16 protein-coding genes are annotated in these 20,160 nt (G+C 66.0%); 10 read left to right on the top strand and 6 right to left on the bottom strand.

The genetic code is table 11. The features are described 5' to 3' along the window. Window positions 1-42 precede the first annotated feature (42 nt). From ACLI1C_RS01010 to ACLI1C_RS01000, 3 genes are all read left to right on the top strand, one after another. Window positions 43-2,961: an FAD-binding and (Fe-S)-binding domain-containing protein gene (locus tag ACLI1C_RS01010; protein ID WP_411394993.1), complete on the top strand. Its 2,919-nt coding sequence runs from the start codon at window positions 43-45 to the stop codon at window positions 2,959-2,961. A gap of 172 nt (window positions 2,962-3,133) precedes the next feature. After that, window positions 3,134-4,327, top strand: a complete 1,194-nt coding sequence (locus ACLI1C_RS01005) for a class I SAM-dependent RNA methyltransferase (protein WP_411394992.1) — start codon at window positions 3,134-3,136, stop codon at window positions 4,325-4,327. Between the two features lie 107 nt (window positions 4,328-4,434). Then, the gene (locus ACLI1C_RS01000; RefSeq protein WP_411394991.1) at window positions 4,435-4,878 is read left to right on the top strand and encodes a hypothetical protein; all 444 of its coding nucleotides are present in this window, start codon (window positions 4,435-4,437) and stop codon (window positions 4,876-4,878) included. Window positions 4,879-4,887: 9 nt separating this feature from the next. Here ACLI1C_RS01000 and ACLI1C_RS00995 read toward each other — a convergent pair whose 3' ends face one another. Next, complete coding sequence (locus tag ACLI1C_RS00995) at window positions 4,888-5,439, bottom strand: ActR/PrrA/RegA family redox response regulator transcription factor (RefSeq protein ID WP_411394990.1); 552 nt, start codon at window positions 5,437-5,439, stop codon at window positions 4,888-4,890. 43 nt (window positions 5,440-5,482) lie between these two features. Beyond that, on the bottom strand, window positions 5,483-6,802 hold the full coding sequence (locus ACLI1C_RS00990; RefSeq protein WP_411394989.1) for an ActS/PrrB/RegB family redox-sensitive histidine kinase: 1,320 nt from the start codon (window positions 6,800-6,802) through the stop codon (window positions 5,483-5,485). Window positions 6,803-6,947: 145 nt separating this feature from the next. Here ACLI1C_RS00990 and ACLI1C_RS00985 point away from each other — a divergent pair, with 145 nt between their 5' ends. From ACLI1C_RS00985 to ACLI1C_RS00970, 4 genes are all read left to right on the top strand, one after another. Next, window positions 6,948-7,433 (top strand): DUF2852 domain-containing protein, encoded by a 486-nt coding sequence (locus ACLI1C_RS00985; RefSeq protein WP_411394988.1) that lies wholly within the window; start codon window positions 6,948-6,950, stop codon window positions 7,431-7,433. Window positions 7,434-7,665: 232 nt separating this feature from the next. Further along, a complete protein-coding gene (locus tag ACLI1C_RS00980; protein WP_411394987.1) occupies window positions 7,666-8,403 on the top strand; it encodes a M48 family metallopeptidase in 738 nt (245 codons plus the stop codon). A gap of 57 nt (window positions 8,404-8,460) precedes the next feature. After that, the gene (locus tag ACLI1C_RS00975; RefSeq protein WP_411394986.1) at window positions 8,461-8,799 is read left to right on the top strand and encodes a hypothetical protein; all 339 of its coding nucleotides are present in this window, start codon (window positions 8,461-8,463) and stop codon (window positions 8,797-8,799) included. Between the two features lie 61 nt (window positions 8,800-8,860). Further along, window positions 8,861-9,547: a L,D-transpeptidase gene (locus ACLI1C_RS00970; protein WP_411394985.1), complete on the top strand. Its 687-nt coding sequence runs from the start codon at window positions 8,861-8,863 to the stop codon at window positions 9,545-9,547. 139 nt (window positions 9,548-9,686) lie between these two features. Here the strand turns inward: ACLI1C_RS00970 and ACLI1C_RS00965 are convergent, their stop codons facing one another. Further along, window positions 9,687-12,368 carry a PBP1A family penicillin-binding protein gene (locus ACLI1C_RS00965; protein WP_411394984.1) on the bottom strand — a complete coding sequence of 894 codons (2,682 nt, stop codon included), beginning with the start codon at window positions 12,366-12,368 and terminating at the stop codon, window positions 9,687-9,689. Window positions 12,369-12,668: 300 nt separating this feature from the next. On the opposite strand from ACLI1C_RS00965, the gene ACLI1C_RS00960 reads away from it, so the two are divergent. From ACLI1C_RS00960 to ACLI1C_RS00950, 3 genes are all read left to right on the top strand, one after another. Continuing rightward, window positions 12,669-13,196 (top strand): hypothetical protein, encoded by a 528-nt coding sequence (locus ACLI1C_RS00960; RefSeq protein ID WP_411394983.1) that lies wholly within the window; start codon window positions 12,669-12,671, stop codon window positions 13,194-13,196. An 81-nt stretch (window positions 13,197-13,277) separates the two neighbouring features. Beyond that, window positions 13,278-13,946, top strand: coding sequence for an ArsR/SmtB family transcription factor (locus tag ACLI1C_RS00955; RefSeq protein WP_411394982.1), 669 nt, complete (start codon window positions 13,278-13,280; stop codon window positions 13,944-13,946). Continuing rightward, window positions 13,943-15,142 carry an MFS transporter gene (locus ACLI1C_RS00950; protein WP_411394981.1) on the top strand — a complete coding sequence of 400 codons (1,200 nt, stop codon included), beginning with the start codon at window positions 13,943-13,945 and terminating at the stop codon, window positions 15,140-15,142. The genes ACLI1C_RS00955 and ACLI1C_RS00950 overlap by 4 nt, the downstream gene beginning before the upstream one ends. Window positions 15,143-15,144: 2 nt before the next feature. Here ACLI1C_RS00950 and ACLI1C_RS00945 read toward each other — a convergent pair whose 3' ends face one another. From ACLI1C_RS00945 to recF, 3 genes are all read right to left on the bottom strand, one after another. Then, on the bottom strand, window positions 15,145-16,167 hold the full coding sequence (locus ACLI1C_RS00945) for an LLM class flavin-dependent oxidoreductase (protein WP_411394980.1): 1,023 nt from the start codon (window positions 16,165-16,167) through the stop codon (window positions 15,145-15,147). Between the two features lie 210 nt (window positions 16,168-16,377). Next, window positions 16,378-18,831: a DNA topoisomerase (ATP-hydrolyzing) subunit B gene (gene gyrB, locus ACLI1C_RS00940; protein WP_411394979.1), complete on the bottom strand. Its 2,454-nt coding sequence runs from the start codon at window positions 18,829-18,831 to the stop codon at window positions 16,378-16,380. Between the two features lie 103 nt (window positions 18,832-18,934). Further along, a complete protein-coding gene (recF, locus tag ACLI1C_RS00935; protein WP_411394978.1) occupies window positions 18,935-20,047 on the bottom strand; it encodes a DNA replication/repair protein RecF in 1,113 nt (370 codons plus the stop codon). Between the last annotated feature and the right edge of the window lie 113 nt (window positions 20,048-20,160).

Below are 20,160 nucleotides of genomic sequence, written 5' to 3'. Positions count from 1 at the left end.
AAGGCCCTTCGCAGTCTCGAACTAACATGTTAGTGCTGGCGCATGCAGCAAGCCAGTATCGCCCCCTCCCCCGTCCATCACGTTACACCTGACCGGCAGGCAGCCGGAGAGCGGCTGGTTGCCCGGCTCAAGGGCACGGTCAAGGGTCGGATGTATACCGACCCGCTGATGACCTATGCCTGGAGCGGGGATGCCAGTTCCTACCGGCTGATTCCGGCAGCCGTGGTCTTCATCAACTCCGAGGATGAGGTGCGCGCGGTGATGGCGGCGGCGCGGGCCGAGGGCCTGCCCATCACCTTCCGGGCGGCGGGTACGTCGCTGTCGGGCCAGGCGGTAACCGATGGCGTGCTGGCGGTGCTGGGCGATGGCTGGCGCAAGCTTGAAATCCATCCGGGGGCCGAGCAGATCACGCTGGGGCCGGCGATCATCGTCGCCCATGCCAATGCGGCGCTCAAGAAATTCAACAAGAAGATCGGGCCGGATCCCGCCAGCCAGGCCACCTGCAAGATCGGTGGTGTGGTCAACAACAATTCATCCGGCATGTGCTGCGGGGTGACGCAGAACACCTATCATACCATGGCGCGCCTGCGGATCGTGCTGACCGACGGGACCATGCTGGACAGCGGCGACACGGCCAGCCGCGATGCGTTCCGCGCCAGCCATGGGGCGATGCTGGACGGGCTGCACCAGCTGCATCACGCGGTGATGGCCGACCCCGAACTGGTCGCGCTGATCCGGCGGAAATATGCCATCAAGAATACGGTGGGCTATTCGCTCAATGCGCTGGTCGACTACCACGACCCGCTCGACATCCTGATCCACCTGATGGTGGGCTCGGAGGGCACGCTCGGCTTTGTTTCCGAGGTGACCTACAACACGGTGCCCGAGCATCCGTTCAAATCGACGGCTTTGGTGCCCTTCCCCGATCCGCAATCGGCGGGGCGCGCCATCATCAAGCTGGCCAATGGCGGCGTGCAGGTGACGACGGGCGTCACGGCTGCTGAATATATCGAGCGGCGGGCGCTGGCGACGGTGGAACACCTGCCGCCCATGGCCCCGCTGCTGCCCTGGCTGACGGACAATTCCCCGGCCGTGCTGATCGACGTCACCGCCCCCGATGCGGCGACGCTCGACGTCGAAGTGGCGAAAGCGGTGGCGATCCTTGCCAGCGAGGATGCGACCCATATCGATTTTTCCACCGACGAAGCGCGCAGCCATGCGCTGTGGGACATCCGCAAGGGGTTCTTCGCCTCGGGTGGCGCGGCGCGGCCCAAGGGCACGTCCATGCTGACCGAGGATGTGGCGGCCCCGATCGAGCGCCTCGCCGAATTCGTCACCGACATGCGCGCCCTGCTGGACGAGCACGGCTATGAGGATGCCATCATCTTCGGGCACGCCCTGGCGGGAAACCTGCATTTCCAGATGAGCGACGATTTCTCCCTGCCCGGCGCGGCGGAGAAATTCGACATGTTCTCCAAGGCCTTGAGCGAGCTGGTCTCGGTGCAATATGGCGGCTCGCTCAAGGCCGAACATGGCACCGGACGAGCCATCGCGCCCTTTGTCGAGGCGGAATGGGGGAGCAAGGCCTATGGGCTGATGCACCGGATCAAGGCCCTGTTCGACCCCGAAGGGCTGCTCAATCCGGGCGTGCTGCTCAATGCAGATGAGAAGGTGCATATCAAGCATCTCAAGGTCATGCCATTGGCGGACGAGCTGGTGGACATGTGCATCGAATGCGGCTTCTGCGAGCCGGCCTGCCCCAGCCACCAGATGACCCTGTCGCCGCGCCAGCGCATCGCGGTGACGCGCGAGCGCGAAAGGCTGCGGGCCAGCGGCGAGGACCCGGCGCGGCTCAAGCGGCTCGACGACGATTTCCAGTATCCCGGGCTCGACACCTGCGCGGCCTGCAACCTGTGCTCGATCCGCTGCCCGGTCGGCATCGAGACTGGCACGATGATCATCGGCCAGCGCACGCAAAGGCGTGGTTCCACGGCGCGTGCCGTGGCGGGCTTTGCCGCCGACCATCGCGGCGCGGTCGAGACCATGATGCGCGGCGGGGTGGCCCTGGCCGATGCGGCGCGCAAGGTTATCCCGGCACCGGCCATAGAGGCCCTGACCGATGGGGCCCGCCGGCTGACCGGCGCGCGCGTGCCGCGCGTGTCGCGGGCGCTGCACCATGGCCCGGGGGTACCCAAGGTCGCCGAGACGCGGCAGGACCCGCGCAGGACCGGCTTTCCGGTGCCGATCGCGCAGACCGGGCGACAGTCCATTGTCTACTTCCCCAGTTGCGCCACGCGCATGTTCGGCGCGCCGCAAACCGAGCATGACCTCAAGGCGGTGCCCGAGGCCATGCTGGCGCTGCTGGAGCGGGCCGGGTTCGATGTGATCGTGCCCGAGCATCTCAATGGCCAATGCTGTGGCCAGCCGTTCCAGTCCAAGGGCTTTCCCGAGCAGGCGGCCAGCGTCGGCGGTGAACTGAAGCGCGAACTATCGGCGCTGTCGGATGCCGGGCGGTTGAGCATCGTGACCGACGCCTCGACCTGCGCCAAGCATTTGCGGGAATTTCCGGGCGATGCGCCGGTGCTCGATTCCAGCCAGTTCCTGTTGAGCCAGGTGCTGCCGCGGCTGACGATCACCCGCAAGCTGCCGGTGGTGGCGGTGCATCACAATTGCTCTGCGCAGAGGCTGGCCGAACAGCCGATGACCGAGGCCATCGCGCGGGCCTGTGCGGATGAGGTGGCGGTGCTGAGTTCGGTGACCTGCTGTGGCTATGCCGGGGACAAGGGGCTGTTCTTCCCCGAGCTCAACGCGCATGCGACCCGGTTTGTGAAGGCAGATATTCCGACTGGCTGCACGCTGGGGGTGTCGACGGTGAGCACCTGTGCCTCGGGACTGAGCGAGCATGCCGGGGTGCCGTTTGTGGGGCTGGCGAGTTTGCTGGAATGGGCGAGCCGACCCTAGAGCCTTTACACCCAGCGGTCGTCACCCTCGGGCTTGACCCGAGGCGTCTATACTTCAGCCTTCGCCCGGCAAGTGAAGAGCCCTCGGGTCAAGCCCGAGGATGACGATTTGGGGTGGGGTGACCTTTGGGCACAAACCCGCTACTGAACCCCTTCAGCAAGCCCGGACGCTCATGACCTTTACCACCACCATTTCCAGCCTCGGCCACAAGGGCGAGGGTGTTGCCGAAATCGAGGGCCGCAAGGTCTTCGTGCCTTTGGCTCTGCCGGGCGAGACGGTGGAAATCGACATTGATGGCGAGCGGGGAACGCTGCTGGGCGTGGTGACGCCGGCAAGCAATCGTATCGAGCCGTTCTGTCCGCATTTCGGCGCCTGTGGCGGCTGCCAGCTGCAGCATCTCGACCGGGCGAGCTACGAGGCGTTCAAGATCGGGCTCATCGAGACGCCACTGCGCTTTGCCGGCATCGACACCAAGGTCAGCCGCTTCATCGACGCGGGCGGCGAGGGACGGCGGCGGGCGACGCTGCATGCGCGGGCCGAAGGCGCGGGCTATATGCGGCTGCGCAGCCACCAGGTGCATGACCTCGACACCTGCCCCATCGTGGTGCCGGGGCTGGCCCGGGCGCCCGACATTGCCCGGGCCGTGATGCAGGCGGTGGGGGAAGCCGATGTGAGCCTGACCGCCACGCTGAGCGGGCTGGACGTCGCCATCCGCACCGAGAAGAAGCAGGCCCGGATGGACCGGGTGGCGCCGCTGGTGGCGCGGTTCAAGCTGGCACGACTGTCGCTCAATGGCGAAATGGTGCTGCAGGCGCAGCCGCCGATCGTGGAAATGGGCCGGGCGCGGGTGGAGCTGCCGATCGGCAGTTTCCTGCAGGCAACGGCGGCGGCCGAGGCCGTGCTGTCAGATTATGTGGTCAATGCCGTGGGCAAGGCCAAGACCGTGGCTGACCTGTTCTGCGGCGTGGGGCCGTTCGCGCTGCGGCTGGCCGAGCAGCGGCCGGTCTTTGCGGTGGACAGCGACAAGGCGGGCATTGCGGCGCTGGACAAGGCGCGGCGCTTCACCAAGGGCTTGCGCGAGGTGACGGCCAAGGCGCGCGACCTGTTCCGCGATCCGCTGACGCAGTTCGAGCTACCCTACGAGGCCGTGGTGCTGGACCCGCCGAGGGCCGGGGCCGAGGCGCAGGTGCGTGAACTCGCACAATCCAAGATCAAGACCGTGGTCATGGTGGCCTGCGATGCACGGACCTTTGCCCGCGATGCCGCGATCATGATCGCCGGCGGCTATGCCATGAGCGATGTCGTGGCTGTCGACCAGTTCGTCTACTCGACCCATATCGAGATTGCGGCGACCTTCAGGCGCTGAGGCGGTTTTGTCAGGGCAGCGCAACCCTTGCCGGTGAAGCGGCGTTGGGGGTGCATCAATCAATGAGCGACTGCGTGGGGCGGGCGCCGTCGCATGGAGAACTACCCATGCATATGTTGAAGACAAGTCTTGTTATCGGCGCACTGTTTGCCACCGTTGCCCTGCCGACCCTGGCACAGGACGCAGCAGCGCCGGCCGAAGGCGAAGTGACCACCGAAGCGGCGGCCAATGTGGCCGATCCGAGCGGTACCTTTGTCGATGAATACGGCACCTCGTTCACCTTCTCGCTGTGCGGCGAGACCGGGACCGACCTCTGCGGCGTGCTGAACACGCTCGAGGGCGAATCGGCCACGGAAGAGAACCTGGCCTTTGTCGGCCAGCTGGTGATGCAGGCGCCGCAGACCGCTCCGAACGAGTGGAAGGGTTCGCTGGCCGCTGGCGGCATGAGCGCGGAAGCAACCGTGACGCAGACCAGCCCGGACACGATCGACATCCAGGGTTGCCGCGCGGCCATCCTGTGCCAGACGCTGACCTATAGTCGCGCCTCGTAAGGTAACGAACTAGCGCGGCGCACGCTTGGCGAGAATTCGCTGCAGCGTGCGCCGATGCATATTGAGCCGCCGCGCGGTCTCGGACACGTTGCGGTCGCAGAGCTCATAGACGCGCTGGATATGTTCCCAGCGCACCCGATCGGCCGACATCGGATTTTCCGGCGGCTCGGGCTTGTCCTCGCCGGTTGCGAGCAGGGCATTGATGACATCGTCGGCATCGGCCGGCTTGCTCAGATAATCGATGGCGCCAAGCTTTACCGCGGTTACGGCGGTGGCGATATTGCCATAGCCGGTCAGCACCACGGCCCGCGCATCGGGCCGCTTCTGGTGCAGGGCCGACACCACTTCCAGACCATTGCCATCTTCAAGGCGCAGATCGACCACGGCATAGGCCGGGGGGCGTTCGGCCACGGCCGCCAGGCCATCGGCCACGGAGCCAGCAATACGGACATCAAAGCCGCGGCGCGCCATGGCGCGCTCGAGGCGTTGCAGGAAAGCCGCGTCGTCGTCGACGAGCAGCAGGCTGGGGTCGGTGGCAAGGAGATCTTCGATCGTGCTCATAGCCCCTCACATAAGCGTTTGCGCTTGATACGTCAAAACAGCCTCAGTGGATCGGTGCCTCGACCGCGCCGCGCGGCCAGACGATGCGCACCCGGGCGTGACCATCCGCGGCGATATTCTCGAAGGCGAGGCGACCACCGGTCCGCTCGAGCAGGGTCTTGGCGATGAAGACGCCCAGGCCCAGCCCACCGGGCTTGTTGGCATCGGGGCCATGCGGATCGCGGGGACGGCTGGTGAGATAGGGTTCGCCCAGCCGGGCGATAAGTTCGGGCGCGAAGCCCGGGCCGTCATCGGTGATCGACACGGAAATGGCTTCCTGGTCCCAGGCCGCCTCGACCCGCACCGAGCTGCGGGCAAAGTCGGCGGCATTCTCGATGAGGTTGCCCAGGCCATAGAGCAGGCCGACGCTGCGCTGGAAGACCGGCGGCGGGCCGGCGGCCCTTTCATAATAGAACAGGATGGCCTTGCCGCGCCCTTCATGGGGGCGGGCGACTTCGGCCAGCAGATCGGTGAGCGGCACGGCGGCGAAGGGATCGCCGCCATCGCTGCCCAGATTGCGCAGCTTGGCGAGAATGGCGCGGCAGCGGGCGGCCTGGGCGATGATCAGTTCGACATCGTCCGCCAGGTCGCTGCCCGGCTCGGCCTCGGCACGCATTTCCTTGGCAGCCAGGGCAATGGTGGAGAGGGGCGTGCCCAGCTCATGGGCCGCAGCGGCGGCGAGGCCATCGAGTGCCGAGAGGCGTTCCTTGCGGGCCAGAGCCAGCTCGGTGGCCGCCAGGGCGTCGGCGATCTGGCGGGCATCATGGGCGACGCGATTGGTATAGGCCGAAATGAAGACCACGCCGCAGACGATCGAGACCCAGATGCCGATGACATAGATGCGGTTAAAGACCAGGCGCTCGGTCGGCTCCCAGGGCAGTGGCAGGTGCCAGACCGCCAGCAGCGAGGCAATCACCGCGGCGAGGAGCGCTATGAGATAGGCGGCGCGCTGGGGGAGCGTGGTGGCCGAGACCGAGACCGGGGCCAGCAGCAGCAGCGAGAAGGGGTTTTGCAGCCCGCCGGTCAAGGCGAGCAGGCCGCCGAGCTGGCAGAGGTCGAAGACGATCTGGCTGGCGGTGGAGAGCGAGCTGGGCCGGTGCGAGGTGCCCAGACGCAAGACGAGCCAGAGGTTGACCGCCGCGGAAAGAGCAATGAGGGCGAAGCATTCGAGCAGCGGCAGCGGGAAGCCCAGCCCGAAGGCCACGAACAGCACGCCGATGACCTGTCCGCCAACGGCCAGCCAGCGCAACAGCACCAGGGTCTGCAGCCGCAGGGGCCGCCAGGTGGAGGGCAAGGGCAGGCCATCGGCCTGGGTCATGGACATTATTGGGGCCCTTCCGGGGCAAATCTGCCCCCGCCATAGGGAAGCAAAAGTTTCATTTCAAGGGCCAAAAACCCCAGGCACAGCATTGATCCTACCCCGGACGGGGCCACCTATTGGGCATCGTGACTGGGAGAATGAAACCGAAATGACCACAGCAATCATCAAACCTCAATGGTCCCCGCTGACCATCGCCCTCATGGTCGTGGGCTTTATCGTCTTCTGGCCAATCGGCCTTGCCGTGCTTGGCTATATCCTGTGGGGCGAAAAGTTCGGCGGCTCGCCGGAAAAGGCCCAGGCCTACTGGAACAAGGGAAAAGCCTGGTGCAGCTCCAACAAGCATGCACATCGCGGCTGGACCAACAACAACCGGAGCTACGGCATGAATTCGAGCGGCAATGCAGCCTTTGACGACTATCGCGCCGAACAGCTCAAGCGCCTCGAGGAAGAGCGCGCCCGCCTCGACGCCGAGATCGACGCCTTCCACGAATATATGGCCAACCTCAACAAGGCCAAGGACCGGGAAGAATTCGATCGCTTCATGAACGAGCGCCGCGGTTCGCGCCAGGGCTATGACCAGAACAAGCCCGACAATGGCGACCAGAACAACAATGGCTGGAGCAATAACGGCTAAGGCCGCCCCTGCCCGTCCCTTCTACCCTCCTGAAGCCGGTCGTTCCCAACGACTGAACTGGCGCCCCCGCAAGGGGGCGTTTTTTCGTTTGGCATAGCGCAACCCCCTCACCCTGACCCTCCGCTGAACGCGTCGGGCCGTCCCTCTCCCACAAGGGGAGAGGGGGAAGAGCGTGGGGGAGTCAAAGTGCCCGTTTCCCGCTATTATCGCCGGGCGATTCCCACGGACACCCATGAACCTCTTCTTCCGCGCCAAGCCCAAGATTCCGAGCAGCACCGTCATCGCGGTCGATGGCGCGCCAGTCAGTGTCACCGTGCGGGTCAATGCGCGGGCGCGCAGCTATCGGCTGTCCATTCCCCATAGCGGCGGCCCTGTGCTGACGCTGCCGCCACATGGCAAATGGGCCGAGGCGGAGGCATTTCTGCACCGGCACCACAACTGGCTGGCGGCCCGCATCAAGCGGGCGCCGGAGCAGAGCCTGTTCGGCGATGGCGGGGTGGTGCCGCTGCGCGGGGTGCCCCACCGCATCGTGGGGACCGGACGGGTGCGCGGGCGCGTCGAAGTCAGCGAGATGGATGGCGAGCCGATATTGCTCGTGCCGGGCGATCCGGCGCATCAGGCGCGGCGGCTGACCGACTGGCTCAAGGACGAGGCGCAGGCCGACCTCGTCGCGCGCAGTGCCGTGCATGCGGCGCGGCTGGGCGTGACCGTCAAGTCGGTCAAGATGCGCAGCCAGGCCAGCCGCTGGGGCTCATGCTCGTCGACGGGCAATATCAACTACAACTGGCGGCTGGTGCTGGCGCCGCCCTTCGTGCTCGACTATGTGGCGGCCCATGAAGTGGCGCATCTGGTGGAGATGAACCATTCGGCGGCCTTCTGGGCGACGGTGAAGCGTACCCTGCCCGACATGGAAAAGGGCCGCGCCTGGCTCAAGGCGCATGGGCGGCAGCTTATGGCGCATGGCAATTAGGGTCAAAGCTGCGTGATGGCCTCGCTCCGGCCACTGTCCGCGGCCTAGAAGCAGGGCATGCGCCGCTTCGTCACCATCATCGTGCTTATCTTTGCCTTCGCATCCCTTGCTGGGATGACGACCGCGCATGCGCATCGCTATCACAGCTCGCCCCTGGTCGTGCTGAACCATGTGGACGCCAACAACCAGTCCATTCCGGTGATCGTGGCCGTGCAACGCGGCGAGATCGATCTCGGCTCGGGCATTGTCATGCCCTGCGGGTCGCATAACGGCATTCCGGTAACGGTGATGCCGCTGCCGCTCTGCCCGGCGGAAGCCCGGCCCGTGCCCGGCACGGATACCGACATGGCGGACTGGTTCGGCACCGGACCGCTGCGGCCGCCCAAGCAGGCCTGAACACATCCATCATTCCCTGTTCCCTATGCTTGCGGCCCCTTTCGGGGCCAAGGATGTTTTCATGTCGTCTATAATTCACGCGCCCCTGTCGCGCCGCGCCGTGCTGGCGGGCCTCGCCAGTGTCAGCGCTCTCGCCCTTGCCGCCTGCACCACGACCGGACCCACCCCGCCCGTCGTGCCGGCCGGACCGGTGCGCCATGCGGTGCCGCCCGATGTGCTGGCCATGTATGCCGCACGGCCCGAAGAGGACTATCCGGTTCCCGCGGCCGACGTATCGATGGTCGACCCGATCTACTGGCGGCAGGAGGTCGACAATCCGACCGGCCAGCCGGCCGGCCGCGTCGTGGTCGATACGGGCAACTACTTCCTCTACTGGACCATGCCGAACGGGCGGGCCATGCGCTATGGCGTGGGGCTGGGCCGGGCGGGCTTTGAATGGAGCGGGGAGGGTCATATCGCCTACAAGCGGAAGTGGCCGGTCTGGACCCCGCCCAAGGAAATGGTCGACCGGCAGCCTGAGCTGGAAATCTATCGCAACGGCCAGCCGCCGGGCCTGCTCAATGCGCTGGGCGCCCGCGCGCTCTATATCCACCAGGGCAATCGCGACACGCTCTATCGCGTGCATGGCACTATGGACCCCGCCACCATCGGCAAGGCGGTTTCGAGCGGCTGCGTGCGGCTGTTGTTCCAGGATGTCATCGACCTGCATGACCGGGTGACATCGGGCAGTCCGATCGTCGTCGCATAAGCGAAAAGGCCGCCCCGAGGGGCGGCCTTTTTTGTGCGGTTCGGGTCTGCGGAGATCGCGTGCCCCGCGCGCATAGCGCTCCGGGCCTGACGACCTAAATCGCTCCACCGGAGCGATCTTGCGCCAGAGGCGCCGGCCGTCAGTTCTGCTGGTCGCCGAAGATCAGGTCCATCAGCGTGCGCTGGCTGCGCTCGTTCTCGATGGGCACCGGCTGGCCCAGTGCGGCGGGCGGCTGCACCTGCTGCTGCTGCGCGGGAGCGCTCGGCACCCAGACCTGCTGACCGGTGGCCGGATCGACCACAAGGGTCATTGGCAGGCCGGTATTGGCATCGATGGGCGCGGGGCCTACGCCATTGGTCTGGCCCTGCAGGGGATAGCCGGTGACCGGATCGATGGCCTGACCGTTGTCGACGACCTGGCCGACCGGCATGCCGGTGGCGGGGTCGATCTGGACGCCATTGGCATCGACCAGCATGCCGCCGGTATTGCCCACGGGCATGCCGGTGGCCGGATCGATCTGCTGGCCCACCGGCTGGCCGGTGCTGGGGTCGACCATCTGGCCGGTCTGGATCGGCTGGTTGACCGCAGCCGTAGCCGCGGCGGGTACGTATTGGCCGGTTGCCGGATCGAGGCGCAGCAACTGCCCGGTCGCGGGGTCGGTGGTGGTCTGCACCGGCTGGCCGGTGCCGGCATCGACATATTGCGTCATGGGCTGGCCGGTGGCCGGATCGATGGCGACCTGGCCGGTTGCGGGATCCAGCACCTGCTGGGCCACCAGCTGGCCTTCATAGCTGCCACCCGGAATGGGGGCGACCTGCTTGCCGGCATGCGCCTTGGTCATGAATTCGGACCAGATGGCGGCCGGCACATTGCCGCCCGACAGGGTGGTCTTGGTGGCATCGTCATTGCCCAGCCAGACGCCGGTGACCATGGCCGAGGTATAGCCGATGAACAGCGCGTCCTTGGCGTCCTGGGTGGTGCCGGTCTTGCCGGCAAAGTCCCAGCCGCCCAGATTGGCGCCCTTGCCCGTGCCCACTTCCACGGCGGTCTTGAGCATGTCGTTCATCTCGGCCAGGATATTGGGCGCGATGACGCGGCCCGGGCCGGCATCGGAGGACTGGTAGAGCTCGGTGCCGTCCTTGGCCTCGATGCGGGTGATGACATTGGGGATGACGCCGAAGCCGCCATTGGCGAAGGGGGCATAGGCGCTGGTCAGTTCGAGCAGGTTCACTTCCTGCGTGCCCAGGGCGATCGAGGGCACGGCCGTCAGCGGCGAGGAAATGCCCATGCGGGTGGCCACGTCGATCACCGCCTGGGGGGTGACGTCGATGGCGAGGCGCGCCGTGATGGTGTTGAGCGAATAGGCCAGGCCCTGACGCAGGGTCACGGTGCCGGCATATTTGCCCGAAGCATTGCGCGGGCTCCAGCCATTGTAGTCAAACTGGGCATCCTCGGCCAGGGTATCGGGCGTATAGCCCTTTTCCATTGCGGCCAGATAGACGAAGGGCTTGAAGGTCGAGCCGGGCTGGCGCTTGGCGGTGACGGCGCGGTTATACTGGCTGGTTTGGTAGTCCACCCCGCCCACCATGGCGCGCACAGTGCCGTCGACATCCATGGCGACGAGGGCGCCCTGGTTGAAGCCGCGCTTGGGGCCTTCGGAGGCCACCAACTCCTTGACGATGAATTCGGCGTCCTTCTGCATCTTGAAGTCGATGGTGGTCTGGACCACCACGTCGGATTCGATCTCGCCGATATAGGCGGTCATCAGGCTTTCGACCCAGTCGGCAACGTAGTCTTCCGAGCCGGCAACGCGGGTGCGGACAGACTGGCTGGGGTCGATCTGGGCAGCCTGGGCCTCTTCGGCCGTGATGTAGCCTTCGCGGGCCATGGCGGCGAGCGACAGGCGCTGGCGTTCGATGGCGCGATCGGGATGGGACTTGGGATTATAGGCCGATGGCGCGGGCAGGATGCCGGCCAGCATGGCCGCCTGGCCCAGCGACAGGTTGCGCGCCGAGATGCCGAAATAGGTCTGTGCCGCTGCTTCGATGCCGGTGGTGCCGGAGCCGAAATGCACGCGGTTCATATAGAGTTCGAGGATCTCTTCCTTGGTGTAGTTCTGCTCGAGCCAGACGGCCAGAATGGCTTCCTGCACCTTGCGGCCCAGGGTCTGGTCGGGGGTGAGGAAGAGGTTCTTGGCCACCTGCTGGGTGATGGTGGAGGCGCCGCGGGTGACGTCGCCGGCCTGCACCGATTCCAGCGCCACCGAGATCAGGCCGATCGGGTCGACGCCGAAATGGCTCATATAGCGGCGGTCTTCGCTGGCGATGATGGCGGCCGGGACATAATAGGGCAGTTCGCGGTAGGTCACGGCTTCGCCGCCGGTCTGGCCGCGATTGGAGATCAGGCTGCCATCGGCCGCCAGGATGCGGATATTGGGCGGGCGATCGGGAATGGCCCAGGTATTGGACGAGGGCAGCTGGGCGCCGTAATAGACGATGACGCCGATGACCGCGATGCCGCCCCACAGGCAGGCGACAAAGCCCCACCAGAGCAGGCCCATGAGAAAGCCACCGGCGCGCGACCCGCGGGGCTTCTTGCGCTGGGCCTTGCCGCGCTTGGGCGTACGAGGGGGCTTGCCGCCGGGACCGCCGGGCGCAGCGCCACCGGAGCGCTCGTCGTCGACGAAGACGCCGACCGAGCGGCCCATGGTGGGCTCGACGCGGCTGCTACGGCCCTTGCCGCTATTGGCCTTGGCCTGAGGCTTGCCGCCCCGGGCCGGCTGGCTGCCCACGCGGTCATCAGCGGAAATGCGAAAATCCATCAAGCAGACCTTAGAAAAACTGGTGCCTTTTGCCGCTTCTACCCTGTTCGCTCACATCAGGGAACAAGAGGTTAGCGAAGGGTTAAGGCGATCATGACCGACTCGCGGGCTCGTCACGGACGACAAGGCGCTCCCCGCGCGATCACTCATCCCTTCTCCGGGGCAATTGTGGCCGGTTTATGTGGGGTTTTGCGAGGGATGGCCGGGTGTTGCGGGGCTGTCACAGGCGATCGAGGCGGCGCGCCTGCCTTGTTCGCGCCGTGCGAAGCGGTATAGCTGCCGGCCGAACAGGAAACCTCCATGCTGCGCCGGATCATTGCCATCGCCTTTGCCCTTTGCGCCAGTCCAGCCATTGCGCAGGACAGTGTCGTGTTCGACCGCGCACTCGACGCGGCCATCGCCACTTTCGAGGCGGCCCTGCCGCGGCTCGATGCCGACGCGACGGATGTCGACATCACTGCCTATCGCGACGCGCTGACGCTGCAGCGCTTCCGATCGCCCCGCTGGGGCGGGACGGTAACGCTCGACATCGACATCCGCGAACAGGCCGAGGGATCCTGCGGGCGTTTCGCCGCCTTCGTGGTTTTGCCACCCGAGAATGGCGTGGTGCGGCTGGTGCTGTGCCCGCAATTCTTTACGCCGGGTGCCGACGCCTTGCGGGAGCTCACCATCCTGCACGAGATGGTGCATGTCGTGGCCGGGACCGATGAATGCCAAGCCATGGCCTTTGCGGCACGGATCGAAGCGGCAGCGCGTGGGACCTTCACCCCGGTCGACGCCTATTGGCAGGCCAGTGGCTGTGCGCAATCGGCCTATCGCCTGCCCTGACCGGTGAATGCGGCAGGGGATTGCACCCCGTCCTCCAGCGGTTTATTCAATAATATCGTTGAATGATTGATTGGAGCGGTCATGGCCCCGCCTTCCCCCAAATTCGCGCTGTTCGAACAGTTTGCGCTGGTGGCCAGAACGCTGGGGCATCCGCAGCGGCTGGAAATTCTCGAGCAGCTGGGGCAAGGCCCGCGCAGCGTCGACCGGCTGGCCGACAAGCTGGGGCTGCCGATTGCCAATGCGTCCCAGCATTTGCAGGCCATGCGCCGCGCCGGGCTGGTGACCGCAGAGCGGCAGGGCAAGTTCGTCATCTATGCCATGGCGGGCCGTGCCGTGCTGGAGGCGGTGGGCGCGCTGCAGAAGGTGGCCAAGAGTAACCTGACCGAGGTGGACCGGGTGGTGCGCGGCTATTTCGACGCGCGCGACAGCCTCGAGCCGGTATCGCGGGCGCAATTGCAGGCGCGTATCGCGGACGGGTTGGTCACGGTGCTCGATGTGCGGCCGGCCGACGAATATGCGCTGGGCCATGTGCCGGGCGCCATCAATGTGCCGCTGGACGAGCTGGACGTGCGGCTGGCCTCGATCGGGCCGGACCGCCAGGTGGTCGCCTATTGTCGCGGGCCCTATTGCGTTCTCTCCTTCGAGGCAGTCGCCCGATTGCGGGAAAAGGGGATCGCGGCGCAGCGCCTCGAGGGGGGCATGCCGGAATGGATCGCCGCGGGCCTGCCGACGGAGGTTTCGGCGCCATGAGCACTTCGCCAGGCGCCGGACCGATGCATCGACAGGTCCTGCTGCTGTCATCGGCGCAGGCGCTGTTCCAGACGGTCTCGGTGCTGATCATGACCATCGGCGCGCTGGCGGGCGCGCAGCTGGCATCGTCGCCCGAATGGGCCACCGCGCCGATCGCGGCCATGTTTCTGGGCACTGCGCTGCTGACCGTGCCCGCCTCGATGTGGATGGCGCGGATCGGGCGGCGGGGCGGGTTCATTGCCGGGGCCCTGCTGGGCACGCTGGGCGGCCTGCTGGCGGCGGCCGGCGTGGCATGGGGGTCTTTGCCGCTGCTGAGCCTGGGCACGTTTTTTGTCGGCGGCTACCAGGCCTTTGCGCAATTCTACCGCTTCGCGGCCGCGGAAGTGGCGTCGGAGGCGTTTCGGCCGCGCGCCATTTCACTCGTGCTGGCCGGTGGCGTCATCGCGGCGGTGCTGGGTCCCCAGCTGGGCCGCATCGGCGGACCACTGCTGGAGCCGCAATATCTGGGGTCCTTCCTGATCCTGGCGGCCCTGTCCCTGCTGGGGGCGGCCCTGCTGCTGGGCCTGCGCATCCCGCGCGAAGTCGAAACCACGGCGGTCCCCGAGGCGGCGCGGCCGCTCAGGGCGATCGTCACCCAGCCGAAATATCTGGTGGCGCTGTTCGGGGCGGCAACGGGCTATGGGGTGATGATCCTCGCCATGACGGCGACGCCGCTGGCCATGACGCATCACCAGCATGACCTGGGGACGACGGCGACGGTGATCCAGCTGCATGTGCTGGGCATGTTCCTGCCATCCTTCTTCACCGGCACGCTGATTGCCCGCTTCGGCGTGATCAAGATCATGTTTTCCGGCGTCATGCTGCTGGCGGGCCATATCCTGCTGAGCCTGAGCGGAACCGGATTTGTCTCATTCGCCTCGGCGCTGATCCTCTTGGGAGTCGGCTGGAACTTTCTCTATGTGGGCGGCACGGCGCTGCTGACGCGGACCTATAGCCAGGCCGAGAAGGGCAAGGCCCAGGCGACCAATGACTTCACCATATTCGTGGTGGGCCTTGCCGCTTCCCTAAGCGCCGGCATCCTGCACGAGACCATGGGCTGGCAAAGCCTCAACCTGGTGCTGCTGCCCTGGCTGGCGCTTGCCGCGGCTGCCATCCTGTGGCTGGGCCACGCGCAAAGGCGCCACGCGCCGGCGTGACCTCAGCGCCAGCCGAGGCCCGGAGCGACGAGTTTGAGAATGCTCTCGATGACATGGGCGTTGTAGTCGACGCCGAGCTGGTTGGGCACGGTGAGCAGGAGCGTATCGGCCTCGGCAATGGCCTCGTCCCTGGCCAGTTCCCTGATCAGCATGTCGGGCTCGCCGGTATAGCCGCGGCCAAAGACGGCGCGCTTTTCCGGTTCGATATAGCCGAACTGGTCTTCCTCGGGCCGGCCGCTGCCGAAATAGGCGCGGTCCATGTCATTGACCAAGGCGAAGATGGAGCGGCTGACCGAGACGCGGGGCTCCCGTGCGTGGCCGGCTTCCTTCCAGGCAGCGCGATAGGCGCGGATCTGCTCGGCCTGCTGGATATGGAAGGGCTTGCCGCTTTCGTCGAATTTGAGCGTCGAGCTCTGCAGGTTCATGCCCAGTTTGGCGGCCCAGACGGCGGTGGCGTCCGTCGCCGCACCCCACCAGATGCGGTCGCGCAGGCCTTCCGAATGCGGCTCAAGGCGCAGCAGGCCGGGCGGATTGGGAAACATGGGACGCGGATTGGGCTGGGCAAAGCCCTGGCCCTTGAGCGCTTCGAGATAGATCTCGGCATTGGTGCGCGCCATGTCGGCATCGGTCTGGCCTTCGGCGGGCACATGGCCAAAATAGCGCCAGCCATCGATCACCTGCTCGGGCGAACCGCGGCTGATGCCGAGCTGCAGGCGTCCGCCGGAAATCAGGTCCGCGGCCCCTGAATCCTCGGCCATGTAGAGCGGATTCTCGTAGCGCATGTCGATGACGGCCGTGCCAAGCTCGATGGTTTTGGTTTTCGCGCCGGCGGCGGCCAGCAGCGGAAAGGGCGAGGCGAGCTGCCGGGCAAAGTGATGCACCCGGAAATAAGCGCCATCAGCGCCCAGCTCCTCGGCCGCGACAGCCAGGTCGATGGACTGCAGCAGCGCATCGCCGGCCGTGCGGGTGCCCGATTGCGGCGAGGGCGACCAGTGGCCGAAGGAGAGGAAACCGATCTTTTTCATGGGAGTGAACCTGAACGCGTGCGTCGTGACTGAGCTTTAGCTATGCCGACGACGGCCCGCAACCAAGCCAGTTCTGCGCAACGCACTGTTCAAAGGGGTGAACGCGCCGGTCTGCTCGGCAGCCTGATGCGGCCCAAGCAAGCTGAAGCCCCCATGGCCCAGGGCGCTCAAAACGCTCCACTGGAGCGTTTTGGCCCTTCGGCCCGCACCCTAGACGTCCAGGTTGCTCACGCTCAGCGCGTTGTCCTGGATGAAATCGCGGCGCGGTTCGACCAGGTCGCCCATCAGGGCGGTGAAAATCTGGTCGGCTTCGTCGATCTGGTCGATCTCGACCTTGAGCAGGGTGCGGGCATTGGGGTCGAGCGTGGTTTCCCAGAGCTGGGAGGCGTTCATTTCGCCCAGACCCTTGTAGCGCTGCAGCGACACGCCCTTGCGGCCAGAATCGGTCACCGCCTTGAACAGCGAGGATGGCCCGAAGATCGGGATGGTCTCGCCCTTGCGGGTCAGGGTGGGCACGCCGCCATAGATTTCATCGAGCCGCTCGGCCAGCTGGCGGAGCTTGCGCGCATCGGCGCTCTGCAGCAGGGCCTTGTCGAGCTGGTGCGTCTCGGTGACGCCACGCACCGTGCGCGAGAAGGCCAGGCCCTCTTCGTCGGTGATGACACCGGACCAGCCGCGCTCCAGCTCGTCGGAAATGCGGTCGAGCCGGTTGGAAATGCGGTCCATGGTGCCCGAGATGCGGGTCGGATCGTTGAGGCCCTCGGGATCGAGCCCGCCCACGATGGCGGCCTGTTCGACGAGGCTCCGATTGTAGCGGGTATTGAGGTTGTCGATGGCGTGGACGATGTCGCGCGCCTGCTGGGTGATGCCGAGCAGGTCGGGGCCGGCATGCTCGACGCCGTCGCGGGTCTTGAGCACGGCGTCATCGAGCCCGGCTTCCATCAGGTAGCGATCGAGCGCGTCCTCGTCCTTGAGATACTGCTCGGACTTGCCGCGCATGGCCTTATAAAGAGGCGGCTGGGCGATATAGACATGGCCGCGCTGCAGCAATTCGGGCGTCTGCCGGTAGAAGAAGGTCAGCAGCAGCGTGCGGATATGGGCGCCGTCCACGTCGGCGTCGGTCATGATGATGATCTTGTGGTAGCGCAGCTTGTCGGCGTTGAACTCCTCGCGGCCGATGCCGGTGCCCAGCGCGGTGATCAGCGTGCCGACCTGTTCGGACGAGATCATGCGGTCAAAGCGTGCGCGCTCGACATTGAGGATCTTGCCGCGCAGCGGCAGCACGGCCTGGTTGGAGCGGTCGCGGCCCTGCTTGGCCGAGCCACCAGCCGAGTCACCCTCGACGATGAAGATTTCGGACTTGGCAGGATCGCGTTCCTGGCAATCGGCGAGCTTGCCGGGGAGCGAGGAGATTTCGAGCGCGCCCTTGCGGCGGGTCAGCTCGCGCGCCTTGCGGGCGGCTTCGCGCGCCGCCGCGGCTTCGGCCACCTTGCCAACGATGACCTTGGCCTCGTTGGGATGTTCCTCGAACCACTGGCCCAGCTTGTCGTTGACGATATTCTCGACCACGGGGCGCACTTCGGAGGAGACCAGCTTGTCCTTGGTCTGGGAGCTGAACTTGGGATCCGGCACCTTGACCGAGAGCACGCAGGTGAGGCCCTCGCGGGTGTCGTCACCGGTCACCGAGACCTTTTCGCGCTTGGCGATGCCAGAGCTTTCGGCATAGCTGGTCACCTGCCGGGTCAGCGCGCCGCGCAGGCCGGCCAGATGGGTGCCGCCATCGCGCTGGGGGATGTTGTTGGTGAAGCAGAGCACGTTTTCGTGGTAGCTGTCGTTCCACTGCAGCGCCACCTCGACGGTGATGCCATCCTTTTCGTGGATCATGGTGATCGGCCGCTCGATCACCGGCGACTTGGACTTGTCGAGATACTGCACGAAGGCCTCGAGGCCGCCCTCATAGAACAGTTCGACATGGACCGGCTCGGGATGGCGCAGGTCGTTGAGCAGGATGCGCACGCCGGAATTGAGGAAGGCGAGTTCGCGCAGGCGATGCTCGAGCGTCTTGAAATCGAACTCGACCATGGTGAAGGTTTCGGCCGAGGGGAAGAAGGTGATGGCGCTGCCGCTGCGGCCGTCATAGGTGCCGGGCTGCTTGTCGGCCACATAGGTGCCGGTCTGGATCAGCGGCGAATCCGCATTGCCGTGGCTGAAGCTCATCTCGAAGATCTTGCCGTCGCGGCGGATCTTGAGCTTGAGCCAGGCCGACAGGGCATTGACCACGGACACGCCCACGCCGTGCAGGCCACCCGAGACCTTGTAGCTATTCTGGTCGAACTTACCGCCGGCATGGAGCTGGGTCATGATGACCTCGGCCGCAGAGACGCCCTCTTCCTTGTGGATGTCGGTGGGGATGCCGCGACCATTGTCGATCACCGTCACCGAGCCATCGGCATTGAGCGTGACCGTCACCAGATCGGCATGACCGGCCAGCGCCTCGTCAATGGCGTTGTCGACCACCTCGTAGACCATGTGATGCAGGCCCGAGCCGTCATCCGTGTCGCCGATATACATGCCGGGGCGCTTGCGCACCGCGTCGAGCCCCTTGAGCACCTTGATGCTGTCGGCGCCGTATTCGTTGGGATCGGGAATTTCGCTATCGGTCATGGGGTCCGAATCAGTCGTTTTCGCAGGTGTTTTGTTCTAGCGGAACGGGGGTCCATACCCAAGCAAAATGGCCGTTTTCGGGGCGATTGCCGGGGATGAACAGCTAGTCGTGGTGGAGCCGTCCGTCGCGGACGGTGATGGTCTGTGCGCGGCTGCCAAGCGCCTCGAACAGCAGGCGGTCGGTGCCGGTGAGAAAGCACTGCGTTCCCAGCCCGTCCAGCGCCGAAAACAGCGCCCGGCGACGGTCGGGATCGAGGTGGGCGGCAATCTCGTCGAGCAGCAGGAAGGGCGTGATGGCGGTGCGCAATTTGACCAGCCTGGCATGGGCCAGGATGAGGCCGATGAGCAGGGCCTTCTGCTCTCCCGTCGAGCCCAAAGCGGCCGGCATGGCCTTTTGGGCATAGGTCACTTCGAGATCGACACGGTGTGGCCCTGATATGGTGCGTCCGGCCGCCCGATCAACCCCGCGCGAGGCGCGCCAGGCGGCAGTCAGAGCGGTTTCGAGAGCCGCCGAGGATGGGTATTGCGCGCCATCCTCGAAGAGGGGCGTCAGGGCCAGATGGGCGGCGGGAAAGCTCTCATCGTCGAGACTTTGTTCGATCAAGGCCTGGAGATGAGTGAGGCTATCCATGCGCGCCAGGTGGATCGAGGCGCCCAGCTCGGCCATCTGCGCCTCGATGGCATTGAGCCAGGCCATTTCGCCATTGTCTTCGAGCAGCCGATTGCGCTGGCGCATGGCCTTTTCATAGTCGGACACCGAGGCGGAGTGGCTGGGGATCAGCGTTGTCACCAGCCGGTCGAGAAAGCGGCGCCGGTCGCCCGCGGGACCGGAGAACAGGCCATCCATGGCCGGCGTCAGCCAGAGCACGCGCAGATAATCGCTCATCGCCTCGATGGAGCGCGCATTGGCCCCGTTGATGCGCACGCGCCGCCCGCCATCGGGCGAGGCGCCGGTACCGATATCGGCAGGGCCGTCATCGGTCTCGACCGTCGCAGCCACCGCCCAGGGGATATCGGAGCCCTGGGACTGCAGCGTCTCAAAGCTCGCCCCGCGCAGTCCACGGCCGGGGGAGAGCACGGAGATGGCTTCCAGCAGATTGGTCTTGCCGGCGCCATTGGGGCCGGTGAGGACGACATGGCGGGAATCGAGGTCCAGCGCCGCCGCGGCATAGTTGCGGAAGGCGGTGAGGCGGATGCGCGAGAGGTGGCGGGTCATACGAGCATAGTGCCTGTGGAAGGCTCCCTCACCCGCCCTTCGGTCGACCTCTCCCCCAGAGGGAGAGGTGGTGTTGCGGCAGCATCGAGGCCCTCTTCACCTTTCCCTTCGGG

The sequence above is a fragment of the Devosia sp. XGJD_8 genome (genome assembly GCF_046614475.1).
GTDB lineage: Bacteria > Pseudomonadota > Alphaproteobacteria > Rhizobiales > Devosiaceae > Devosia.
The sequence above is the reverse complement of the archived record's forward strand: the minus strand, read 5'-3'. Positions and strand labels throughout refer to the sequence as shown.